The 16,784-nt window shown below is 73.8% G+C and carries 16 protein-coding genes and 1 pseudogene; 12 read left to right on the top strand and 5 right to left on the bottom strand.

Going from position 1 to position 16,784, the window contains the following annotated elements:
* The first annotated feature begins 20 nt into the window (after positions 1–20).
* Positions 21–872 (top strand): polysaccharide deacetylase family protein, encoded by an 852-nt coding sequence (locus ABZ854_RS16310; protein WP_361210454.1) that lies wholly within the window; start codon positions 21–23, stop codon positions 870–872.
* 18 nt (positions 873–890) lie between these two features.
* Positions 891–1,082 carry a hypothetical protein gene (locus ABZ854_RS16305; protein WP_129305950.1) on the top strand — a complete coding sequence of 64 codons (192 nt, stop codon included), beginning with the start codon at positions 891–893 and terminating at the stop codon, positions 1,080–1,082.
* 15 nt (positions 1,083–1,097) lie between these two features.
* On the opposite strand, the pseudogene ABZ854_RS16300 reads toward ABZ854_RS16305, so the two are convergent.
* Positions 1,098–1,670 (bottom strand): annotated as a pseudogene (locus ABZ854_RS16300) (ABC transporter); the annotation flags it as partial.
* A gap of 47 nt (positions 1,671–1,717) precedes the next feature.
* On the opposite strand from ABZ854_RS16300, the gene ABZ854_RS16295 reads away from it, so the two are divergent.
* The 5 genes from ABZ854_RS16295 (at position 1,718) to ABZ854_RS16275 (ending at position 7,669) form a co-directional block, all read left to right on the top strand.
* On the top strand, positions 1,718–2,434 hold the full coding sequence (locus ABZ854_RS16295) for a peptidyl-tRNA hydrolase (protein WP_361210450.1): 717 nt from the start codon (positions 1,718–1,720) through the stop codon (positions 2,432–2,434).
* A 120-nt stretch (positions 2,435–2,554) separates the two neighbouring features.
* Positions 2,555–3,865: a DUF692 domain-containing protein gene (locus ABZ854_RS16290; RefSeq protein WP_361210447.1), complete on the top strand. Its 1,311-nt coding sequence runs from the start codon at positions 2,555–2,557 to the stop codon at positions 3,863–3,865.
* Positions 3,866–4,152: 287 nt separating this feature from the next.
* Positions 4,153–4,923: a DUF4142 domain-containing protein gene (locus ABZ854_RS16285; RefSeq protein WP_361210446.1), complete on the top strand. Its 771-nt coding sequence runs from the start codon at positions 4,153–4,155 to the stop codon at positions 4,921–4,923.
* Positions 4,924–5,029: 106 nt separating this feature from the next.
* Complete coding sequence (locus ABZ854_RS16280; RefSeq protein ID WP_361210443.1) at positions 5,030–5,833, top strand: TIGR04222 domain-containing membrane protein; 804 nt, start codon at positions 5,030–5,032, stop codon at positions 5,831–5,833.
* Between the two features lie 171 nt (positions 5,834–6,004).
* On the top strand, positions 6,005–7,669 hold the full coding sequence (locus ABZ854_RS16275) for an alpha/beta hydrolase (RefSeq protein WP_361210440.1): 1,665 nt from the start codon (positions 6,005–6,007) through the stop codon (positions 7,667–7,669).
* 6 nt (positions 7,670–7,675) lie between these two features.
* Here the strand turns inward: ABZ854_RS16275 and hemQ are convergent, their stop codons facing one another.
* Both hemQ and hemG read right to left on the bottom strand, forming a co-directional pair.
* A complete protein-coding gene (hemQ, locus tag ABZ854_RS16270; protein WP_361210437.1) occupies positions 7,676–8,407 on the bottom strand; it encodes a hydrogen peroxide-dependent heme synthase in 732 nt (243 codons plus the stop codon).
* A gap of 5 nt (positions 8,408–8,412) precedes the next feature.
* Positions 8,413–9,906 carry a protoporphyrinogen oxidase gene (gene hemG / locus ABZ854_RS16265; protein WP_361210434.1) on the bottom strand — a complete coding sequence of 498 codons (1,494 nt, stop codon included), beginning with the start codon at positions 9,904–9,906 and terminating at the stop codon, positions 8,413–8,415.
* A 222-nt stretch (positions 9,907–10,128) separates the two neighbouring features.
* On the opposite strand from hemG, the gene ABZ854_RS16260 reads away from it, so the two are divergent.
* Both ABZ854_RS16260 and ABZ854_RS16255 read left to right on the top strand, forming a co-directional pair.
* Entirely contained in the window at positions 10,129–11,055 is a 927-nt protein-coding gene (locus ABZ854_RS16260) for a DUF4349 domain-containing protein (protein ID WP_361210431.1), read from the top strand.
* Positions 11,056–11,114: 59 nt separating this feature from the next.
* Complete coding sequence (locus ABZ854_RS16255; RefSeq protein WP_361210428.1) at positions 11,115–12,509, top strand: FAD-dependent oxidoreductase; 1,395 nt, start codon at positions 11,115–11,117, stop codon at positions 12,507–12,509.
* Positions 12,510–12,596: 87 nt separating this feature from the next.
* Here ABZ854_RS16255 and ABZ854_RS16250 read toward each other — a convergent pair whose 3' ends face one another.
* Positions 12,597–12,887, bottom strand: a complete 291-nt coding sequence (locus ABZ854_RS16250; RefSeq protein ID WP_361210425.1) for a hypothetical protein — start codon at positions 12,885–12,887, stop codon at positions 12,597–12,599.
* A 93-nt stretch (positions 12,888–12,980) separates the two neighbouring features.
* Here ABZ854_RS16250 and ABZ854_RS16245 point away from each other — a divergent pair, with 93 nt between their 5' ends.
* Complete coding sequence (locus ABZ854_RS16245; RefSeq protein WP_361210422.1) at positions 12,981–13,805, top strand: rhomboid family intramembrane serine protease; 825 nt, start codon at positions 12,981–12,983, stop codon at positions 13,803–13,805.
* A gap of 31 nt (positions 13,806–13,836) precedes the next feature.
* Here the strand turns inward: ABZ854_RS16245 and hemE are convergent, their stop codons facing one another.
* Entirely contained in the window at positions 13,837–14,904 is a 1,068-nt protein-coding gene (gene hemE, locus ABZ854_RS16240; RefSeq protein WP_361210419.1) for a uroporphyrinogen decarboxylase, read from the bottom strand.
* Between the two features lie 96 nt (positions 14,905–15,000).
* Between hemE and ABZ854_RS16235 the strand changes: the two genes are divergently transcribed.
* Positions 15,001–15,678 carry a DUF3000 domain-containing protein gene (locus ABZ854_RS16235; RefSeq protein WP_361210416.1) on the top strand — a complete coding sequence of 226 codons (678 nt, stop codon included), beginning with the start codon at positions 15,001–15,003 and terminating at the stop codon, positions 15,676–15,678.
* Between the two features lie 320 nt (positions 15,679–15,998).
* The gene (locus ABZ854_RS16230; protein ID WP_129305965.1) at positions 15,999–16,661 is read left to right on the top strand and encodes a response regulator transcription factor; all 663 of its coding nucleotides are present in this window, start codon (positions 15,999–16,001) and stop codon (positions 16,659–16,661) included.
* Positions 16,662–16,784 lie beyond the last annotated feature (123 nt).

The following is a 16,784-nucleotide window of genomic DNA, read 5'->3' as shown; positions in this document are numbered from 1 at the left end:
TCCAGTCCTACTTTCGTACGGTGATCCCACTCGTACGCCGTATCACCGCCCTCTGCGCCCTCGGCGCGGCCCTCTCCGCCTGCGGAACCAACGGTCCCGCACACACCGTGCGCCCGGCCCCCGGCAGGACGGCCTCCGCCTCCCCGTCCCCCACCCGGCCGCCCGTGCTGGCCCCGGGTCCGGGCGGGCTGACACCCGTCTTCGAACACGGCCCGCGCGACCTGGGCAAGGTCGTGGCGTTCACGTTCGACGCCGACATGACCGCCGACGAGGGTCCCCGCGCCGCCGCCGGTGAGCACTTCGACAACCCGAAGCTGATCAGCACCCTGCGCACGCTGAAGGTCCCGGCGACGATCTTCATGACCGGCCGCTGGGCCGACGAGTACCCGGCCGAGGCCCGCTCCCTGGGCCACGACCCGCGGTTCGAGGTCGCCAACCACTCCTACAGCCACTACGCGTTCACCGCCGACTGCTACGGCCTGCCCACGGTCTCCGGGGACGGGATGAAGGCGGACGTCGAGCGCGCGTACACCTCGCTGCGCAAGGCGGGGGTGCCGAACCCGATGCCGTACTTCCGCTTCCCCGGCGGCTGTTACGACCAGAAGGCGCTGCGCGCGCTCAGCGGGCTCGGGGTCACCGCGATCCAGTGGGACGTGGTGAGCGGCGACGCCTTCGCGACGAACGCCGACGCGGTCGCCCAGCAGGTGATGGACGGGGTGAAGCCGGGTTCGCTCGTCATCATGCACTGCACGCGCAGCGCCGCCCCGACCACCGAGCAGGTCGTCCGCACGGTCGTGCCGAAGCTCCGCAAGGAGGGCTACCGGTTCGTGAAGGTCTCCGAGCTGATCCGCGAGACGAACTCCCGCCACTGAGCCGCCTACTCTGGACGCATGACCGAGAAGGACGACGAGACGTACTGCATGATCGTCGACACCCCGAGGCCCCCGAAGGCGGACGGCCCGCCGTACGCCGAGTGCGTGCTGTGCCGGGAGCCCACGGAGTACCCGGAGTCGTACAAGGGCGTCACGCTGTGCCCGCCGTGCGAGTGGCAAGAGGCCCAGCGCACCGCCTGCTCGGGCTGACCCGTCCCGCCGGCCTCACGGTGACCGGCGGGAGGTGAGCGCGCAGGCTGCGGCGAACGCCGGGGCGGCGGCCAGGGCCGCCACCACGAGGGGCCACCACGACAGCGGGACCCTGCCCGACTCCGAACCGGTGACCAGGCCGCTGACCGCCGCCTGCGCCGGGGAGCCCGCGACCACCGGCGACAGCAGCGCGGCCAGCAGCATCGACGGCACCGCGCGCCCGGTGGACCGCGGCAGCGGCCGGTTGGCGAGCGCGCCGACGGCCGTGCCGAGCAGGGCGCAGGCGAGGGCCGCCGGCAGTCCCGCCGCACCGGCCCGCAGCGGTGCGACATGCACGCGGTGGCCGTTGCTCGCCGGGTCGCAGACCAGCGTCACCAGCAGGGTCGCGACCACGCCGAGCGCCACGGCCGCGAGCAGCGCGGTCAGCAGACAGGCCGTGTAGGCCCGGGCCGGCCCGCGGACCGCCGCGACACAGGCCCGGGCCGCGTCCGGCTCGCCCGTGACACGGATCCGCACCAGCCAGGCGGCCACCGGCAGCAGGGCGGCGGCGGTGTCTCCGAGCGAGTCGAGCACCGGCTGACCGCTCTGCGGTCGGCTTCCTCGCGTGCCGGGCGCCCCCCTTAAGGTTGACCCCTGTGAGTCACGTTCCCGCATCCCCCGGCACCAGCCCGTTCCAGTCCACGCACAACTCCCGTGACGAGGCACCCCAGTTCGTGCTGCCGCTCGTCGTACGGATCGAGCGGGGCGCTCCGCCCGCCCGCACGGACGCGCTGGAGACCGCCGCGCGGGCCGTGCTGGTGCTGCTCGGGGACGAGCGGGCGGACGGGGACGGCGAGTGGGCCGAGGCCGTCCGGAACTGGCAGGACGCGCGGATCCGCAAGGTCGTACGGCGGGCCCGGGGCGCCGAGTGGCGGCGGGCCGAGGCGCTGCCCAGGATCACGGTGAGCGGCGCGTCCGCCGAGGTACGGGTCTTCCCGCCGGTCCCGCTGGACGGCTGGCCCAAGGAGCTGGCCAAGCTCCAGGTGTCCGGGACGGAGCTGGACGACCCCGAGCCGCCGGCCGCGCCGGGCGCCGGTCAGCCCGTGCTGTGGCTGAACCCGGACCTGACGATGTCCGCCGGGAAGGCGATGGCGCAGGCCGGGCACGGCGCCCAACTGGCCTGGTGGGCGCTGCCGGCCGCGGCCCGCGCCGCGTGGCGGGCGGCGGGCCACCCGCTGGCCGTGCGCACGGCCGCCCCGGCCGACTGGGACCGGCTGACCGGCAGCGGCCTGCCCGTGGTCCGGGACGCCGGGTTCACGGAGATCGCCCCGGGCTCCTGCACGGTCGTCGCGGACCACCCGGCGCTGCGGTAGGGGTTCGCGGGGTTCCGAGGGGCGGCCGGGAACCTCAAATGTTGCTCTGAACGCGGCGGCCGCGCGGTTCGGGAGCGGCGTCGCGGGCCATACCCCCCTCATTCGACGAGGGGGCGGGTCATGCTGCGACTGGGCACGGGGATCGGCTGGCGGCCGGAGATCGCGGACGTCGTGGAGCGGATGCCGGGCATCGACTGGGTGGAGGCCGTGGCGGAGAACGTCTGCCCCGGCCATCTTCCCGAGTCGCTGCTGCGGCTGCGCGAGCGCGGGGTGACCGTGGTCCCGCACGGCGTCTCCCTGGGCCTCGGCGGTGCGGACCGGCCGGACGAGGAGCGGCTCGGCGCGCTCGCCGAGCTGGCGGTCGCGCTCGGATCGCCGCTGGTCACCGAGCACATCGCGTTCGTCCGGGCGGGCGGTCCGCTGACCGCCTCGCCCCGGCTGGAGGCGGGTCACCTGCTGCCGGTGCCACGCACGCGGGACGCGCTGGACGTGCTGTGCGAGAACGTGCGCATCGCGCAGGACGCGCTACCCGTGCCGCTGGCCCTGGAGAACATCGCCGCCCTGTTCTCCTGGCCGGGCGAGGAGCTGACCGAGGGGCAGTTCCTGTACGAGCTGGCCGAACGGACCGGGGTGCGGCTGCTCATCGACGTCGCCAACCTGCACACCAACCACGTCAACCGGGGCGAGGACCCGGCGGCGGCGCTGGCCGCGCTGCCGCTGGAGGCCATCGCGTACGTCCATGTCGCCGGCGGGTTCGAACGGGACGGTGTCTGGCACGACAGCCATGCGCACCCCGTGCCGCGACCCGTCCTCGACATCCTGACCGACCTTGCCTCCCGGGTGGCGCCGCCGGGGGTGCTGCTGGAACGCGACGAGAACTTTCCGGAGGCAAAGGAGCTGGAGGGGGAGCTGGGGGCGATCCGGGATGCGGTGAGGGCCGGGCGGGCGGCCCGGGAGAAGGCCGGGGCCCGGTCGAGGGCGCAGGCGGGCGGAGGTTCCGGCGCGGGCGGTGGGCGGCAGCGGCTCGGGGTCGCGCAGGCCGCGGTGCTGTCCTCGCTGGTGGCGGGGACGCCGGTCCCGGAGGGTTTCGACCGGGTACGGATGGGGGTGCAGGCGCGGGCGCTGGCGGCGAAGCGGGCGGACGTGGTGGCGAAGGCGGGGCCCGAGCTGCCGGTGATCCTCGGGGAGGGGTACCGGGAGGCGTTCCTGGAGTACGCGCGGGAGCGGCCGATGTCCGGGGGGTACCGGCGGGACGCGCTGGACTTCGCGGGGTGGCTGCTGATGGCGGGGCGGCCGGCGGACGCGGGGGTGCGGCGTGCGCTGCGGTTGTGGTGGCAGGAGCGGGCGGGGCGGGCGCCGCGGTCCGCCCGTCCGGCGGTGCGGGTCGCCCGCGCGGCGCAACGGGCGCTGCTACGGGCGCGCCCCGAGTAGGCGCCCGGCGCCGGGGCCGGCCGGGACGGGTTTCACTTGCCCGCGCCAGCGTGGTGCCGCTGCGCCCACCCGTGCCGCCCTGGGGGTCCCTGCAGGCCCTTGGGGCACTGGGGGAGGCACGCATGCCCGCAGCTACGTACGTGCCCCGTCAGGGGCGCGGGGAACTGCGCGACCAGCCACCACGCACCCGCAGGTCAAGACGGTCGAGCCAGCCGCAGGCGACGTCGCAGTAATATGCCGGGGCCGCACACTCGTACCGTCGTGTGCGGTGCCGTACAGGAGGCACCATGCGACCCCGACCCCCGGCCAAGGGACGAGGCATATTCAGCGGCACCGGACTCATCATCACCGGGCTCGCGGCGACGTTCGTGGCGCTGGTCGTGCCGCTCTGGTCGTACGCCGACCGCCCCGACCCGGCGGGAGCCACCGTGCTGAGCGCGCGGACGGTGACGACGCCGTACGGCCCGCTCTCGGCGCAGGACCGCGACTTCATCACCAAGGTCCGCCTCGCCGGCCTCTGGGAACTGCCCGCCGGTGAGCTCGCGGAGCAGAAGGGCACCACCGACGCGGTACGGCAGGCCGGTCAGCACCTGGTCGACGGCCACACCGCGCTCGACACCCACGACCGCATCGTCGCCTCCCGCCTCGGCGTGCCCCTGCCGAACGAGCCGAATGCCCAGCAGGAGGAGTGGCTCGCCACCCTGCGCTCGGCCCGGGGCCAGGAATTCGACCGGCAGTTCGCCGGCCTGCTCCGGCTCGCCCACGGCCGGGTCTTCTCCCTGGTCGCCGAGGTCCGGGCCAGCACCCAGAACTCACTGGTCCGGGACCTCGCCGACGACGCCAACAGCACCGTGCTGGACCACATCAAGGCCCTGGAGGCGACGGGCTACGTCGACTTCGGCGCGCTGGCCCGGGACCTGGCGGCCTCCCCCACCCCCGTCGCCTCCCCTCCGGTGGTCGATCCCGGTGCCGCGGTCCCGGTCGCTCCCTCGCCCTCCGCGTCGTACTCCCTGCCGCCCGCGACCGCCAGTCCGCCCCCGTCGGCCGACAGCCCCTGACCAGTGCTGACCTGCACGGCAAACGGAATGTCACGCACCGGCAACACTCGGTCCGGATGGTGAAAAGGGCATGGCGTTTCCCGGGCCCCTGACATAGAAAAACGTCATGTTCTGGGTCCTTCTCCTGCTCTTGGCCTGGGCCGTCGCCGGCATCGCCTGCACCCGGCTGTGCCTGGCCGCCGTAGCGGCGGCGGCCGCCGAACCGCGCGACGGGTGCGCCGACGTGGACACGGGACCGGGGCCCGATCTGACGCTGTACGAGGCGGCCTTCCTGTCGGGCGGCCCCGCGCGCGTCGCCGACGTGACGATGATCTCGATGGCCCGGCAGCGCCGTCTGCTGCTCGCGCACACCGGCTGGGCCACGGTGGTGGACCCGCGGGGGCGCGACGAGATGGAACGGTCCGTCATAGGAGCCATCGGCCCCGAGGGGCAGTCCCGGATCGCGCCGGTGCGCGCGGCCGCCGCCGGTGCCGACGCGGTGCGCCGGCTCGCGGACGGTCTGGTGCGGGCGGGTCTGGCCGTACCGGACGGCGGCGCCGGTACGACGGTGTCGGCGGGCATGCGTCAGGTGCGGGCCGCCGCCGTGGCCGTGCTCGCGCTGGGCGTGGCCGCACTGCTGCTGCCCGCCCGCACGGGGATGCCGGCCGGCCTGGTCGCCCTGTGGTTCGCGCTGCCGCTGACGCTGTGCCTGAGCTGTCTGGCCATCGCCCGGTTCGAGGCGCGGCCGTACTCCCGCTGGGCCTCGCCGGCCGGACAGCGGCTGCTGGGCGCCCTGGCCCGGCGGCCGACCGGGGAGGGCGACGAACGGTCGTTCCTCACCTCCGTCGCCGTGCGCGGGGTCCGGGCGATCGGCGAGCCGAACCTGCGCGCGGCCTTCGCCCACCGCGACCAGCCCTGGCCCCCGCGGTGACGCAGGCCGCATAGCCCTGGTAGGGGCGCCTGCAGGGGGCGTACAGGCGCACTGGCACGCGACACCGTCCAATGGCGCTTGCCTTCACCCACGGCCGTCCGAAACATCCCTTGTGGTGTCGCCGGGCCGTGGCAGCCGTGCCATCGCAGCCGCGCGCCGGAGGGATGTGAGATGAGGGCCCTCGCCCTGTGCTCGGCCGCCGGATCCTTGCTGCTGACCACGCTGTCGGGCGCCCCACCCGTGCCCTCCCGCGCACCCGTCGTCTCCGGTGTGTCCGCCGAGGCACGCGGCACGCTGATCGCCGCCGCGCGGGCGCGGGCGGCGGGCATCGGCTTCGGCCCGTGTTCCGCCGAGCCGGACGCACCGGACGCGCCGGACAGCCTGCGCTGCGGCACGGTGACCGTCCCCCTGGACTACGCGCACCCGGACGGCACGCAGATCAAACTGACCGTCAGCCGGATCAGGGCCACGGGGAAGGACCCGCACCACGGCGAGCGCCGGGTGGCCCGGCAGGGCGCCCTCGTCTACGACCCGGGCGGTCCCGGCGCCTCCGGCGTGTTCTTCCCGCTGGTCGGTGCGATGCCCGCCTGGAAGCGGATCGCCGCCGCCTACGACCTCGTCGGCTACGCCCCGCGCGGGGTGGGCGGTTCCGCCCCGCTGTCCTGCACGGACCCCAAGCACTTCTTCCACGCGCCGAGCCAGGCGCCGGCGCACCCCTCGGCGGCGTACAAGCGGGAGCGCGTCACCCGGGCGAAGGCGTACGCGCGCGGCTGCGCCCAGCGGTCCGGGAGCCGGCTGCGGTACTTCACCTCGCTGAACAACGCCCGCGACCTGGACGTGCTGCGGGCCGCGCTGGGCGACGACCGGCTGACGTTCATGGGGGCGTCGTACGGCACCTACTTCGGCGCGCTGTACGCGACGCTGTTCCCGTCGCACGTACGGCGGATGGTGCTGGACGCGCCGGTGGACCCGGACCCGGCGCGCATCTGGTACCGGGACAACCTCGACCAGTCGGCCGCGTTCGAGCGCCGCTGGGCGGACTTCCGCGCGTGGGTCGCCCGGCACGACGACGTGTACGGGCTCGGGAGGACGGCGGCGAAGGTGCTGCGCGGATACGACACCGCGCGCCGACGGCTGGCGGAGAGGCCCGCGGGCGGGAAGGTCGGACCGGGACAGCTCCAGGACACGTTCCTGACCGCCGGGTACTACGACGACGCCTGGCCGAGCCGGGCCGCCGCGCTGTCGGCGTACCTGAAGGGTGACCCGGAGCCGCTGGTGCGGCTGGCCGCGCCGGCCCCGGGCGCGGCCGCCGAGGCGGAGAACGGAAACGCGGTCTACACGGCCGTGGAGTGCAACGACGCCCCGTGGCCGACGGACTGGGCGGTGTGGGACCGGGACAACACGCGGCTCGCGCGCACGGCGCCCTTCGAGACGTGGGACAACGCGTGGATGAACCTGCCGTGCGCGTACTGGCAGGCGCCCCGGCAGCGGCCGCTCGATGTGCGGACGGCGCCCGGTGAGCTGCCGCCGGTGCTGGTCCTGGCGGCCGAGCGGGACGCGGCGGCACCGTACGCGGGCGCGCTGGAGATGAACCGGCGGCTGTCCGGCTCGGTGCTGGTGACCGAGCGGGACGCCGGCACGCACGGGATCGGCGGCGGCCCGAACCGGTGCGTCGACGCCCATCTGGACGCCTATCTGCTCCAGGGCCGCCTTCCGGCACGGAACGCGTCCTGCGCCCCGCACCCGCAGCCGGCCCCTAAACTCCCGGCCGCCGCCCGTGTCCGGCACCGCCCCACCGGGGCGAAGACCGGCCCGGACCTCCGCGCGCGCCCCTGACCCCGGTCAGGCCAGGCCGGCCACCAGGTCGGCGATGTCCTTGCGGCGGCCCGTGTAGAAGGGGATCTCCTCACGGACGTGCATACGGGCCTCGGAGGCACGCAGGTGGCGCATGAGGTCGACGATGCGGTGCAGTTCGTCGGCCTCGAAGGCGAGGATCCACTCGTAGTCGCCGAGGGAGAACGAGGCGACCGTGTTGGCGCGCACGTCCGGGTAGCCGCGGGCCAGCTTGCCGTGGTCGGCGAGCATGCGGCGGCGGTCCTCGTCGGGCAGCAGGTACCAGTCGTAGGAGCGCACGAAGGGGTAGACGCTCACGTAGTTGCGGGGCGTCTCGTCGGCGAGGAACGCCGGGATGTGCGAGCGGTTGAACTCGGCGGGGCGGTGCAGCGCCATGTTCGACCAGACCGGCTCCAGGGCGCGGCCGAGCCTCGTGCGGCGGAACAGGTTGTACGCCTCCTGCAGCTGGTCGCTGGACTCGGCGTGCCACCAGATCATGAGGTCGGCGCCGGCACGCAGGCCGGACAGGTCGTAGGTCCCGCGGATCGTCACGTCCTTGGCGGTGAGCTGGTCGAACAGCTCCTGGACCTCGTCGGCGTAGCCGGCGCGGTCCTCGGGGAGCACGTCCTTCAGCTTGAAGACGGACCACAGGGTGTAGCGGATGACCTCGTTGAGGTCCTTGGCCAGCTTGCCCTTGTTCGGGATCCTGCCGGTCTCGGTGGTGGGGGCATCGTCACTCATGGTCCCTATTCTCCCGCTCCGCCGTGCAGGCTCTGCACCGGGTTGGCCGTCAGCTCCGCGACCCCGCCGAGGTCGCCCCCGAGCTGGTCCACCGCGGCGTAGCCGCTCGCGATGCAGGCGGGGATGCCGACGCCGTCGTACTGCGCGCCGCACACGGCGAGGCCGGGCAGCTTGGCGACGTGCTCGCGGACGCGGGCCACGCGCGCGTGGTGGCCGACCGGGTACTGCGGGAGTCCGTCGGTCCAGCGGGTGACGCGGCTCCGCAGCGGTACGGCGGTCAGTCCGGTGGCCTCCCGCAGGTCGTGCCGGGAGACCTCGACGAGGTCGGCGTCGTCCCGCTGGAGCACCTTTGTCTCGCCGTGCCGGCCGACCGAGGTGCGCAGCACGACCACCCCGGGGTCGTCGGCGGCGATCCAGCCCCACTTCTGGGAGGCGAACGTGGACGCCTTGATGGTGCGGCCGTCGACGGGCGGCACCAGGAAGCCGCTGCCCTCGGGGAGGGTGAGGTCGGCGCGCCGGTAGGCGAGGGTGATCAGGGCCATGGATGCGTACTCGACGGCGGCGAGTTCGGCCGCGGCGGCCGGGGCCTCGGCGCGCAGCAGGTCGGCGGCGGCGCGCGCGGGGACGGCGACGACCACGGCGTCGGCGTCCAGCACGCGGTCTCCGGCTACGACCCGCCAGGCCGGGCCGGACGCGCCCGGTGCCGTGCCGGATGCGGCGGTCACCGTCCCCACGCGGCGCAGTTCCCGGACGGGGATGCCGGTGAGGATCTCGCCGCCGCGGTCCAGCACCGACCGGGCGACGGCGAGCGGCAGGGTGCCGACGCCGCCCTCGATGCCCATGAACACCGGGCCGGTCTGCTGAGCCGCGGCGGCCTTCGCCTGGATCTCGCGGACGGCCTCGGTGAGGGAGTCGTGGGTGCGGGCGGCCTGGAACAGCTGGGGCACCGCCGAGCGCATCGAGATGCGGTAGGCGTCGCCCGCGTACACCCCGCCGAGCAGGGGTTCGACGAGGCGGTCGACGACCTCGCGGCCGAGCCGCGCCGCCACGTACTCCCCCACCGCCACGTCGTCCCCGACCTCTGTGCGGGGCAGGTCGGCGTCGCGTTCGATGCGGGCCAGGCCCTCGTCGGACAGCACCCCGGCGAGGGCGGAGGCGGCGCCGGGCACGCCCATGACGTGCCCCTTGGGCATGGGCCGCAGGGTGCCCCGGGTCCAGATCGAGGCGCCCGCGGTGGCCGGCGGCTGGAGCCGGTCGGCGAGGCCGGACTCCCGGGCGAGGGTCACGGCCTCGGGGCGGCGGGCCAGCATCGACTCGGCGCCCAGGTCGACCCGGACGCCGGCGATCTCGCCGGGCAGCAGCTTGCCGCCGACCCGGCCTGACGCCTCGACGACGGTCACGCGCTGCCCGCGCGCCAGCAGCCGGTGGGCGGCGGCGAGTCCGGCGATCCCGGCTCCGATGACGACGACATGCCGCGTGCCCCTACCCGTTGCGCTCATGAACCCACTCTCTCAGACCCCACTGACACTCCCCGGCCGGGCCCGGGTGAGGGCCCTGATGCCGCTCGGGTGTCCGCCCCGAGTCCCGACCGTGACCGCATCGGGACCGCCGGGGCCCAACGTTCCGGCGCACCCGGGCGTCGAAGGAATGTCCTGCGACATGCCGCTCGTCATGCCGCTGGTCATGTCAGTCGTCGTGCCGACCCTCGAGGGGTTTCGCCCATGTGCGTACCACGTTCCGCGTCACCGGTCCGGATCCTGGCGGGGCTCCTGCTCGCCGCGTCCCTGGCGCTCGCCGGCTGCAGCGCCGGCGACTCCTCCTCGAACGGCGGCTCCGCGAAGTCCGCGGCCCGCGGCCAGGCCCAGGACGGGGCCGGCGGCGGCCCGGCCGCCGACGCCGGATCCACCCCCAAGGTCCCGAAGACACCCCGGCTCCGGCCCGAGGCCCTCGTCCGCACCGCCTCCCTGACCGTGCGGGTGAAGGACGTTCCCGAGGCCCTCGGCACGGCACGGCACACCGCCGAGGACGCCGGCGGCTACGTCGGTGACGAGAGCACCAGCCTGGACTCCGACGGCCACGAACAGACCCGGCTCGTCCTGCGCGTGCCGGGCGACCACTACGACGAGGTCCTCACCGCGCTGCAGGGCACCGGCAAGCTCGTCCACCGCGTCTCGAAGGCCGAGGATGTCACCGACCAGGTCGTGGACATCGACAGCCGGGTCAAGTCCCAGCGGGCCAGCGTGGCCCGGATCCGCGCCCTGATGGACCGGGCGACCCGGCTGAGCGACGTGGTCAGCCTGGAGGGGGAGTTGAGCAGCCGCGAGGCGGACCTGGAGTCTCTGCTCGCCCGGCAGGCGTCCCTGAAGGACCGTACGACGATGGCCACCATCACCCTGTCGCTGTCCGAGACCCCGGCGAAGAAGGCCGCCGCGCACGACGACGGTCCCGGCTTCGCGGACGCGCTGGCGGGCGGCTGGCACGTGTTCGTCACGCTGCTGGTGTGGATCGCGCTCGCCGTCGGCGCCGTCCTGCCGTTCGCCGCGCTCGCCGCCCTGCTCTACGTGGTGTGGCGGCGGATCGTACGCCGGCTGCTGCCGGCCCGCCCGGCCCCGGACACCTCCCCGAAGGCCGGCGGCGACGGCGTATAGCCCGGTTCGCACAGCCGGGTCCGGCAGCCCGAAAGGCCGTCGCCCCGTAGCGTGTTCACATGAGCATGAGTGGTGGGCGGGGCGGGAAGCGGCGGCTGGTCGTGATCGGCGGCGACGCCGCGGGGATGTCCGCGGCGTCGCAGGCACGCCGGCTGCGGGGCACGGACGAGCTGGAGATCGTGGCCTTCGAACGCGGCCACTTCACCTCCTACTCGGCGTGCGGCATCCCGTACTGGGTGGGCGGCGACGTCTCCGAACGCGGCCGGCTGATCGCCCGCACGCCCGAGGAGCACCGCGCGCGCGGGATCGATGTACGCCTGCGCACCGAGGTCACGGAGATCGACGTGGCCGGACAGCGGGTACGCGCGCGTGACGTCGATTCGGGCGCCGAGTCGTGGACGTCGTACGACCGGCTCGTCATCGCCACCGGCGCCCGGCCGGTCCGCCCCGACCTGCCCGGCGTGGACGCGCCCGGCGTGCACGGCGTGCAGACCCTGGACGACGGGCAGGCCCTGCTGGACTCGCTCGCACACGCGCGTGGCCGCCGGGCCGTGGTCGTGGGGGCCGGTTACATCGGCGTCGAGATGGCGGAGGCCCTGATCCACCGCGGTTTCGAGGTGACGGTGGTCAACCGCGGCGAGGAGCCGATGGCGACCCTGGACCCGGACATGGGCCGCCTCGTCCGCCGGGCCATGGAGGGCCTCGGCATCACCATGGTCAACGGCACCGAGGTCACCAAGCTGCCGACCGGCCCGGACGGCCGGGTCCGAGCCGTCGGCACCGACGACGCGGAGTACCCGGCGGACGTGGTCGTCCTGGGCATCGGCGTACGCCCGGAGACCTCGCTCGCCGAGGCCGCGGGCCTCCCCCTCGGCAGCCACGGGGGCCTCGTCACCGACGAGGCCATGCGGGTCGCCGGCCACGAGGACATCTGGGCCGGCGGCGACTGCGTGGAGGTGCTCAACCTGGTCTCCGGCCAGCGGCAGTACGTCCCGCTCGGCACCCACGCCAACAAGCACGGCCAGGTCATCGGCGCCAACGTGGGCGGCGGCTACGCCACCTTCCCGGGGGTCGTCGGCACGGCGGTCAGCAAGGTCTGCGACCTGGAGATCGCCCGCACCGGCCTCCGCGAGAAGGACGCCCTCCGCGCGGGCCTGCGCTTCGAGACGGTCACCATCGAGTCGACCAGCCGCGCCGGCTACTACCCCGGCGCCACCCCCATGACCGTCAAGATGCTCACCGAACACCGCACCGGCCGCCTGCTCGGCGTCCAGATCGTGGGCCGCGAGGGCGCCGCCAAACGAGTCGACATCGCAGCCGTCGCCCTCACCGCCCGCATGACAGCGGAACAAATGACAGCCCTGGACCTGGGCTACGCCCCACCGTTCTCCCCGGTCTGGGACCCGATTTTGGTGGCAGCCAGAAGGGCCACCTCCAAACACAGCTCAAGGTGACTTATCAAGGGGCGCGGGGCTGTGTCGATATGCCGCTCCGCCGCGTGGGCGCGACAAGCCCCACGGCGCCGCACCCCGCAACGCAACCTAAGCCGTCCCACTGATCCGCGGCAGAGAAGCCACGGACCCGCTGGAAGACACAGCCGCGGCCGGCTGCTCGACAGGCTTCGCGTGCGTGGCCGCCGCCGGCCGACTCGACCGCAGCCGATAACTCACCGCCTCGTCCAGCGTCACGGCCCGCTGCATCTGCGCGGCCAGCCGCCCCGCCTCCTGCCCGAGCCGGGCGACGTCCTCCCAGGGGAGCCGTACGACCAAGGACAACTCGGCCTCGCCGTCGGGCAGTGCCTGCATCATCGGGGAAACCTGCGGAGCACTCATCGCCTGATCCTCACGTCGGTTGAGGAGGGATACGCACGGCCGCCCGGCGGCGTTCACAGATTTCGCGCACCGTTTCGCGGGCATTACTGAGATGTGGTCATCCCCGTCCATGACGTGAACCCGGTACGCCGTACCCCCTGGGTGACGTACGCCCTCATCGTCGCGAACGTCCTGGTGTTCCTGTCGACGCCCGGCATGGGCGATTCCGTGACCGGCAGCGGGAACCTGGCGCAGCTGTGCCATCTGCGGGCGTTCACGGACCACTGGGCGGCGGTCCCCCGGGAGCTGATCCACGGTCAGCTGCCCCGGGTGGTGCCGACGGGTCAGGTGGGGGTCGGCGCGCACGGGCCCGGCTGTGTGGTGGCGCCGCCCGCCTACGACAAGTCGCCGGCGCTGTCGGTGTTCACCGCGATGTTCCTGCACGGCAGCTGGCTGCATCTGCTGGGCAACATGCTCTTCCTGCTGATCTTCGGCAACAACGTCGAGGACCGGATGGGGCACGTCCGGTACTTCGTGTTCTACGTCGTCTGCGGCTACGCGGCCGGCTACGGCTTCGCGCTGCTGAACGACTCCTCCGGCGAGCCGCTGATCGGTGCCTCCGGGGCGATCGCGGGGGTGCTGGGCGCCTATCTGGTGCTGTATCCGAGGGCCAGGGTGTGGGTGCTGGTGCCGTTCCTGGTCTTCCTGCCGCTGCGGCTGCCGGCCTGGCTCGTGCTGGGCTTCTGGTTCGTGCTCCAGGCGCTGTACTCCTCCGGCCTGGCCGTCACCGGCGCGGGCACGGTGGCGTACGCGGCGCACGTGGCCGGCTTCGTGGTGGGCATGCTGCTGGCCTGGCCGCTGAAGCCGGGTACGCCGGCCCCGCCGGAGCCGCGCCGGCTGCTGTTCGGCAGGCAGGCGCGGCCGCGTCAGGTGTGGTGAGCCCCGGCAGGTGGTGAGGGAGCGGGTGCTGTCAGCGGGCGGTGCTCGTGTGGACGTAGTCGACGAGGCGGGTGAGGGCGTCGGGGTCGGTGTGCGGCATGACGCCGTGGCCGAGGTTGAAGACGTGTCCCTCCAGGCCCGCGGCGGCGTCGAGCACCTCCTGGGCCTTGGCCTCGACGATGTCCTTGTCCGTGAACAGGACGGTGGGGTCGAGGTTGCCCTGGAGGGCCTTGCCGGGGCCGACGCGGTGGACGGCCTCGTCCAGCGGGATGCGCCAGTCGACGCCGACGACGTCCGCGCCGGCCTCGCCCATGAGGTTCAGCAGTTCGCCGGTGCCGACGCCGAAGTGGATGCGGGGGACGCCGTAGCCCGCGACGGCGTCGAAGACCTTCGCCGAGGCGGGCATGACCGAGCGCCGGTAGTCGGCGGGGGCCAGCGCGCCGACCCAGGAGTCGAACAGCTGGACGGCGGAGGCGCCGGCCTCGATCTGGACCTTGAGGAAGGCGGCGGTGATGTCGGCGAGGCGGTCCAGCAGGTCGGCCCAGAGTTCGGGGTCGCCGTACATCATCGCCTTGGCGTTCTCGTAAGTGCGGGACGGGCCGCCCTCGACGAGGTAGCTCGCGAGGGTGAACGGCGCGCCGGCGAACCCGATCAGCGGGGTGGCGCCCAGTTCGCTCGTCAGCAGGCCGATCGCCTCGGTGACGTAGGACACGTCGTCGGGGGTGAGGTCGCGCAGCCGGGCCAGGTCGGCGCGGGTGCGGATCGGCTCGGCGACGACCGGGCCGACGCCGGGCTTGATGTCGAGGTCGAGGCCGATGGCCTTGAGCGGGACGACGATGTCGCTGTAGTAGATCGCCGCGTCCACGTGGTGCCGGCGCACCGGCTGCAGCGTGATCTCGGTGACCAGTTCGGGCCGCGTGCAGGACTCCAGCATCGGAACGCCCTCGCGCACCTTGCGGTACTCGGGCAGGGAGCGGCCGGCCTGGCGCATGAACCACACGGGGGTGTGCGGCACGGGTTCCCGCCTGCACGCCTTGAGGAAGGCGCTGTCGTACGTCTGGGTCGGCTGCTGGCCCGCGGGGCTTGCGTATCCACTCACGCCGGAAAGTCTCGCACGGCGCCACCGGGAGAAGTGCGGCCGCCCTCAAGGGTGTCCTACCTGCGCCGGGGCCCTGTTCCCTTTACTCTTCCCCGCATGGCTGCGGCTCAGGGACGACTCTCGGACGGCGCTGACGGTATGGACGGCGCGAAGGACACCGCGGAGGCGGATCGGCACGCGGGCTCGGCGGCGCCGCCGGCGTTCCGTGCCGCCGTGGAGGCGCTGCGGTCGGCGCGGCTGCGGCCACAGGTCGAGGTGGAGCCGACGCCCGCCCCGCGGCGGCTGGCCCCGTTCGCGCACGCGCTGGAGGCCGTCGTGGTGGACGGCGAGCAGGAGCTGGCCGACGGACGGCTGGTGCTGCTGCACGACCCGGCCGGGCACGACGCCTGGCGGGGCACGTTCCGGCTGGTGACGCTGGTGCGGGCGGAGCTGGAGCCGGAGATGGCGGCCGATCCGCTGCTGCCGGAGGTGTGCTGGTCGTGGCTGACCGGCGCGCTGCAGCTGCGCGGGCTGACGTACGGGGAGCCGAGCGGCACGGTCACGCGCGCGAGCTCGCACTACTTCGGGGGGCTGGCGGAGCGTCCGGCGGCCTCGCAGATCGAGATCCGGGCGTCCTGGACGCCGCGGGAGGGCATGGGCGGGGTCCCGGACACCGCCGCGCACCTGGCCTCGTGGTGCGATCTGCTGGCGCAGGTCGCCGGGCTGCCGCCGGCCAATCCGGGTGACGCCTCGGTGGTGACCCTGCCGCAGCGCAGGGATCCGCAGGCCCGCTGACACCCTTGCTGACACCTTTCTGCTGACTCACTTCCGGCCCGGCGGTCAACGTCGGGCCGTTGTCATGCCCGGCGACCGCCTTGTTGACCATCTCTTTGTCGATACGGCCACTTTCCGCCCTCGAATCGACTCGGCGCGAACCGACTCGATCTTCGGATGATCGATCGCGTGTCCGAATTGCACAGATTGTTACTCACTAGATCGTGATCATTCTCTAAAGGCGGACGAGTTTGCTGCCGAAGACGACTGTGACCTTGAAAGCACGGTTCGTCCCGGCTTCATCCCCACAAGCCGGCCCCGTCCCCCACCCAGGAGGCCTGGTGTCCGTTCTCCTCGAGCAACCCGCAAGCCTGGTCGCCTACCGCCCGAACAAGCCGACCGCCATGGTGGTCGTGGCCGACCCGCGCGTGCGTTCCACCGTCACCCGACACCTGTGGGCGCTCGGTGTGCGCGACGTCATCGAGGCCTCGTCCGTCGCGGAGGCTCGTCCCCGCATCGGCAACCCCCGCGACATCTGCGTCGCCGACGTCCACCTGCCCGACGGCTCCGGCCTGACCCTCCTGTCCGAGACCCGCGCCGCCGGCTGGCCCAACGGCCTGGCGCTGTCCGCCGCCGACGACATCGGCGCCGTCCGCAACGCCCTGGCCGGGGGCGTCAAGGGCTACGTCGTCACCGGCACCCGCACCAACATCGGGCTCCCCACCCGACCCGGTGCGGCCCCCATCGGTTCCGCCGCCGCCCGCATGCACCGCCGTCCCCCGGGTGCCCCGAGCCACCCGGGTGGCTACCGCGAGCTGTCCGGACGCGAGGTCGAGGTGCTGCGACTGGTCGCGGAGGGCCAGTCGAACAAGGCGATCGGCGTCTCGATGGGCCTGTCCGCCCTGACCGTCAAGAGCCACCTCGCCCGCATCGCCCGCAAGCTGGGCACGGGCGACCGCGCCGGCATGGTGGCGGTGGCCCTGCGGACCGGGATCATCCACTGAGCCGTCCGGGAGGCATCGGCGGGAGGCATCCGCTGTCACCCGTGTGAACCCGTGGTTTCACCGGACTGACCGGTTTACGACCCTCCGGCGCCCGTCGACGGAACGTTCCGTCGACGGGCGCGG

The sequence above is a fragment of the Streptomyces sp. NPDC047028 genome, assembly GCF_040644095.1.
Lineage (GTDB): Bacteria > Actinomycetota > Actinomycetes > Streptomycetales > Streptomycetaceae > Streptomyces.
Note: the sequence above shows the minus strand (reverse complement) of the source record. Positions and strands in the feature narration are given on the sequence as shown.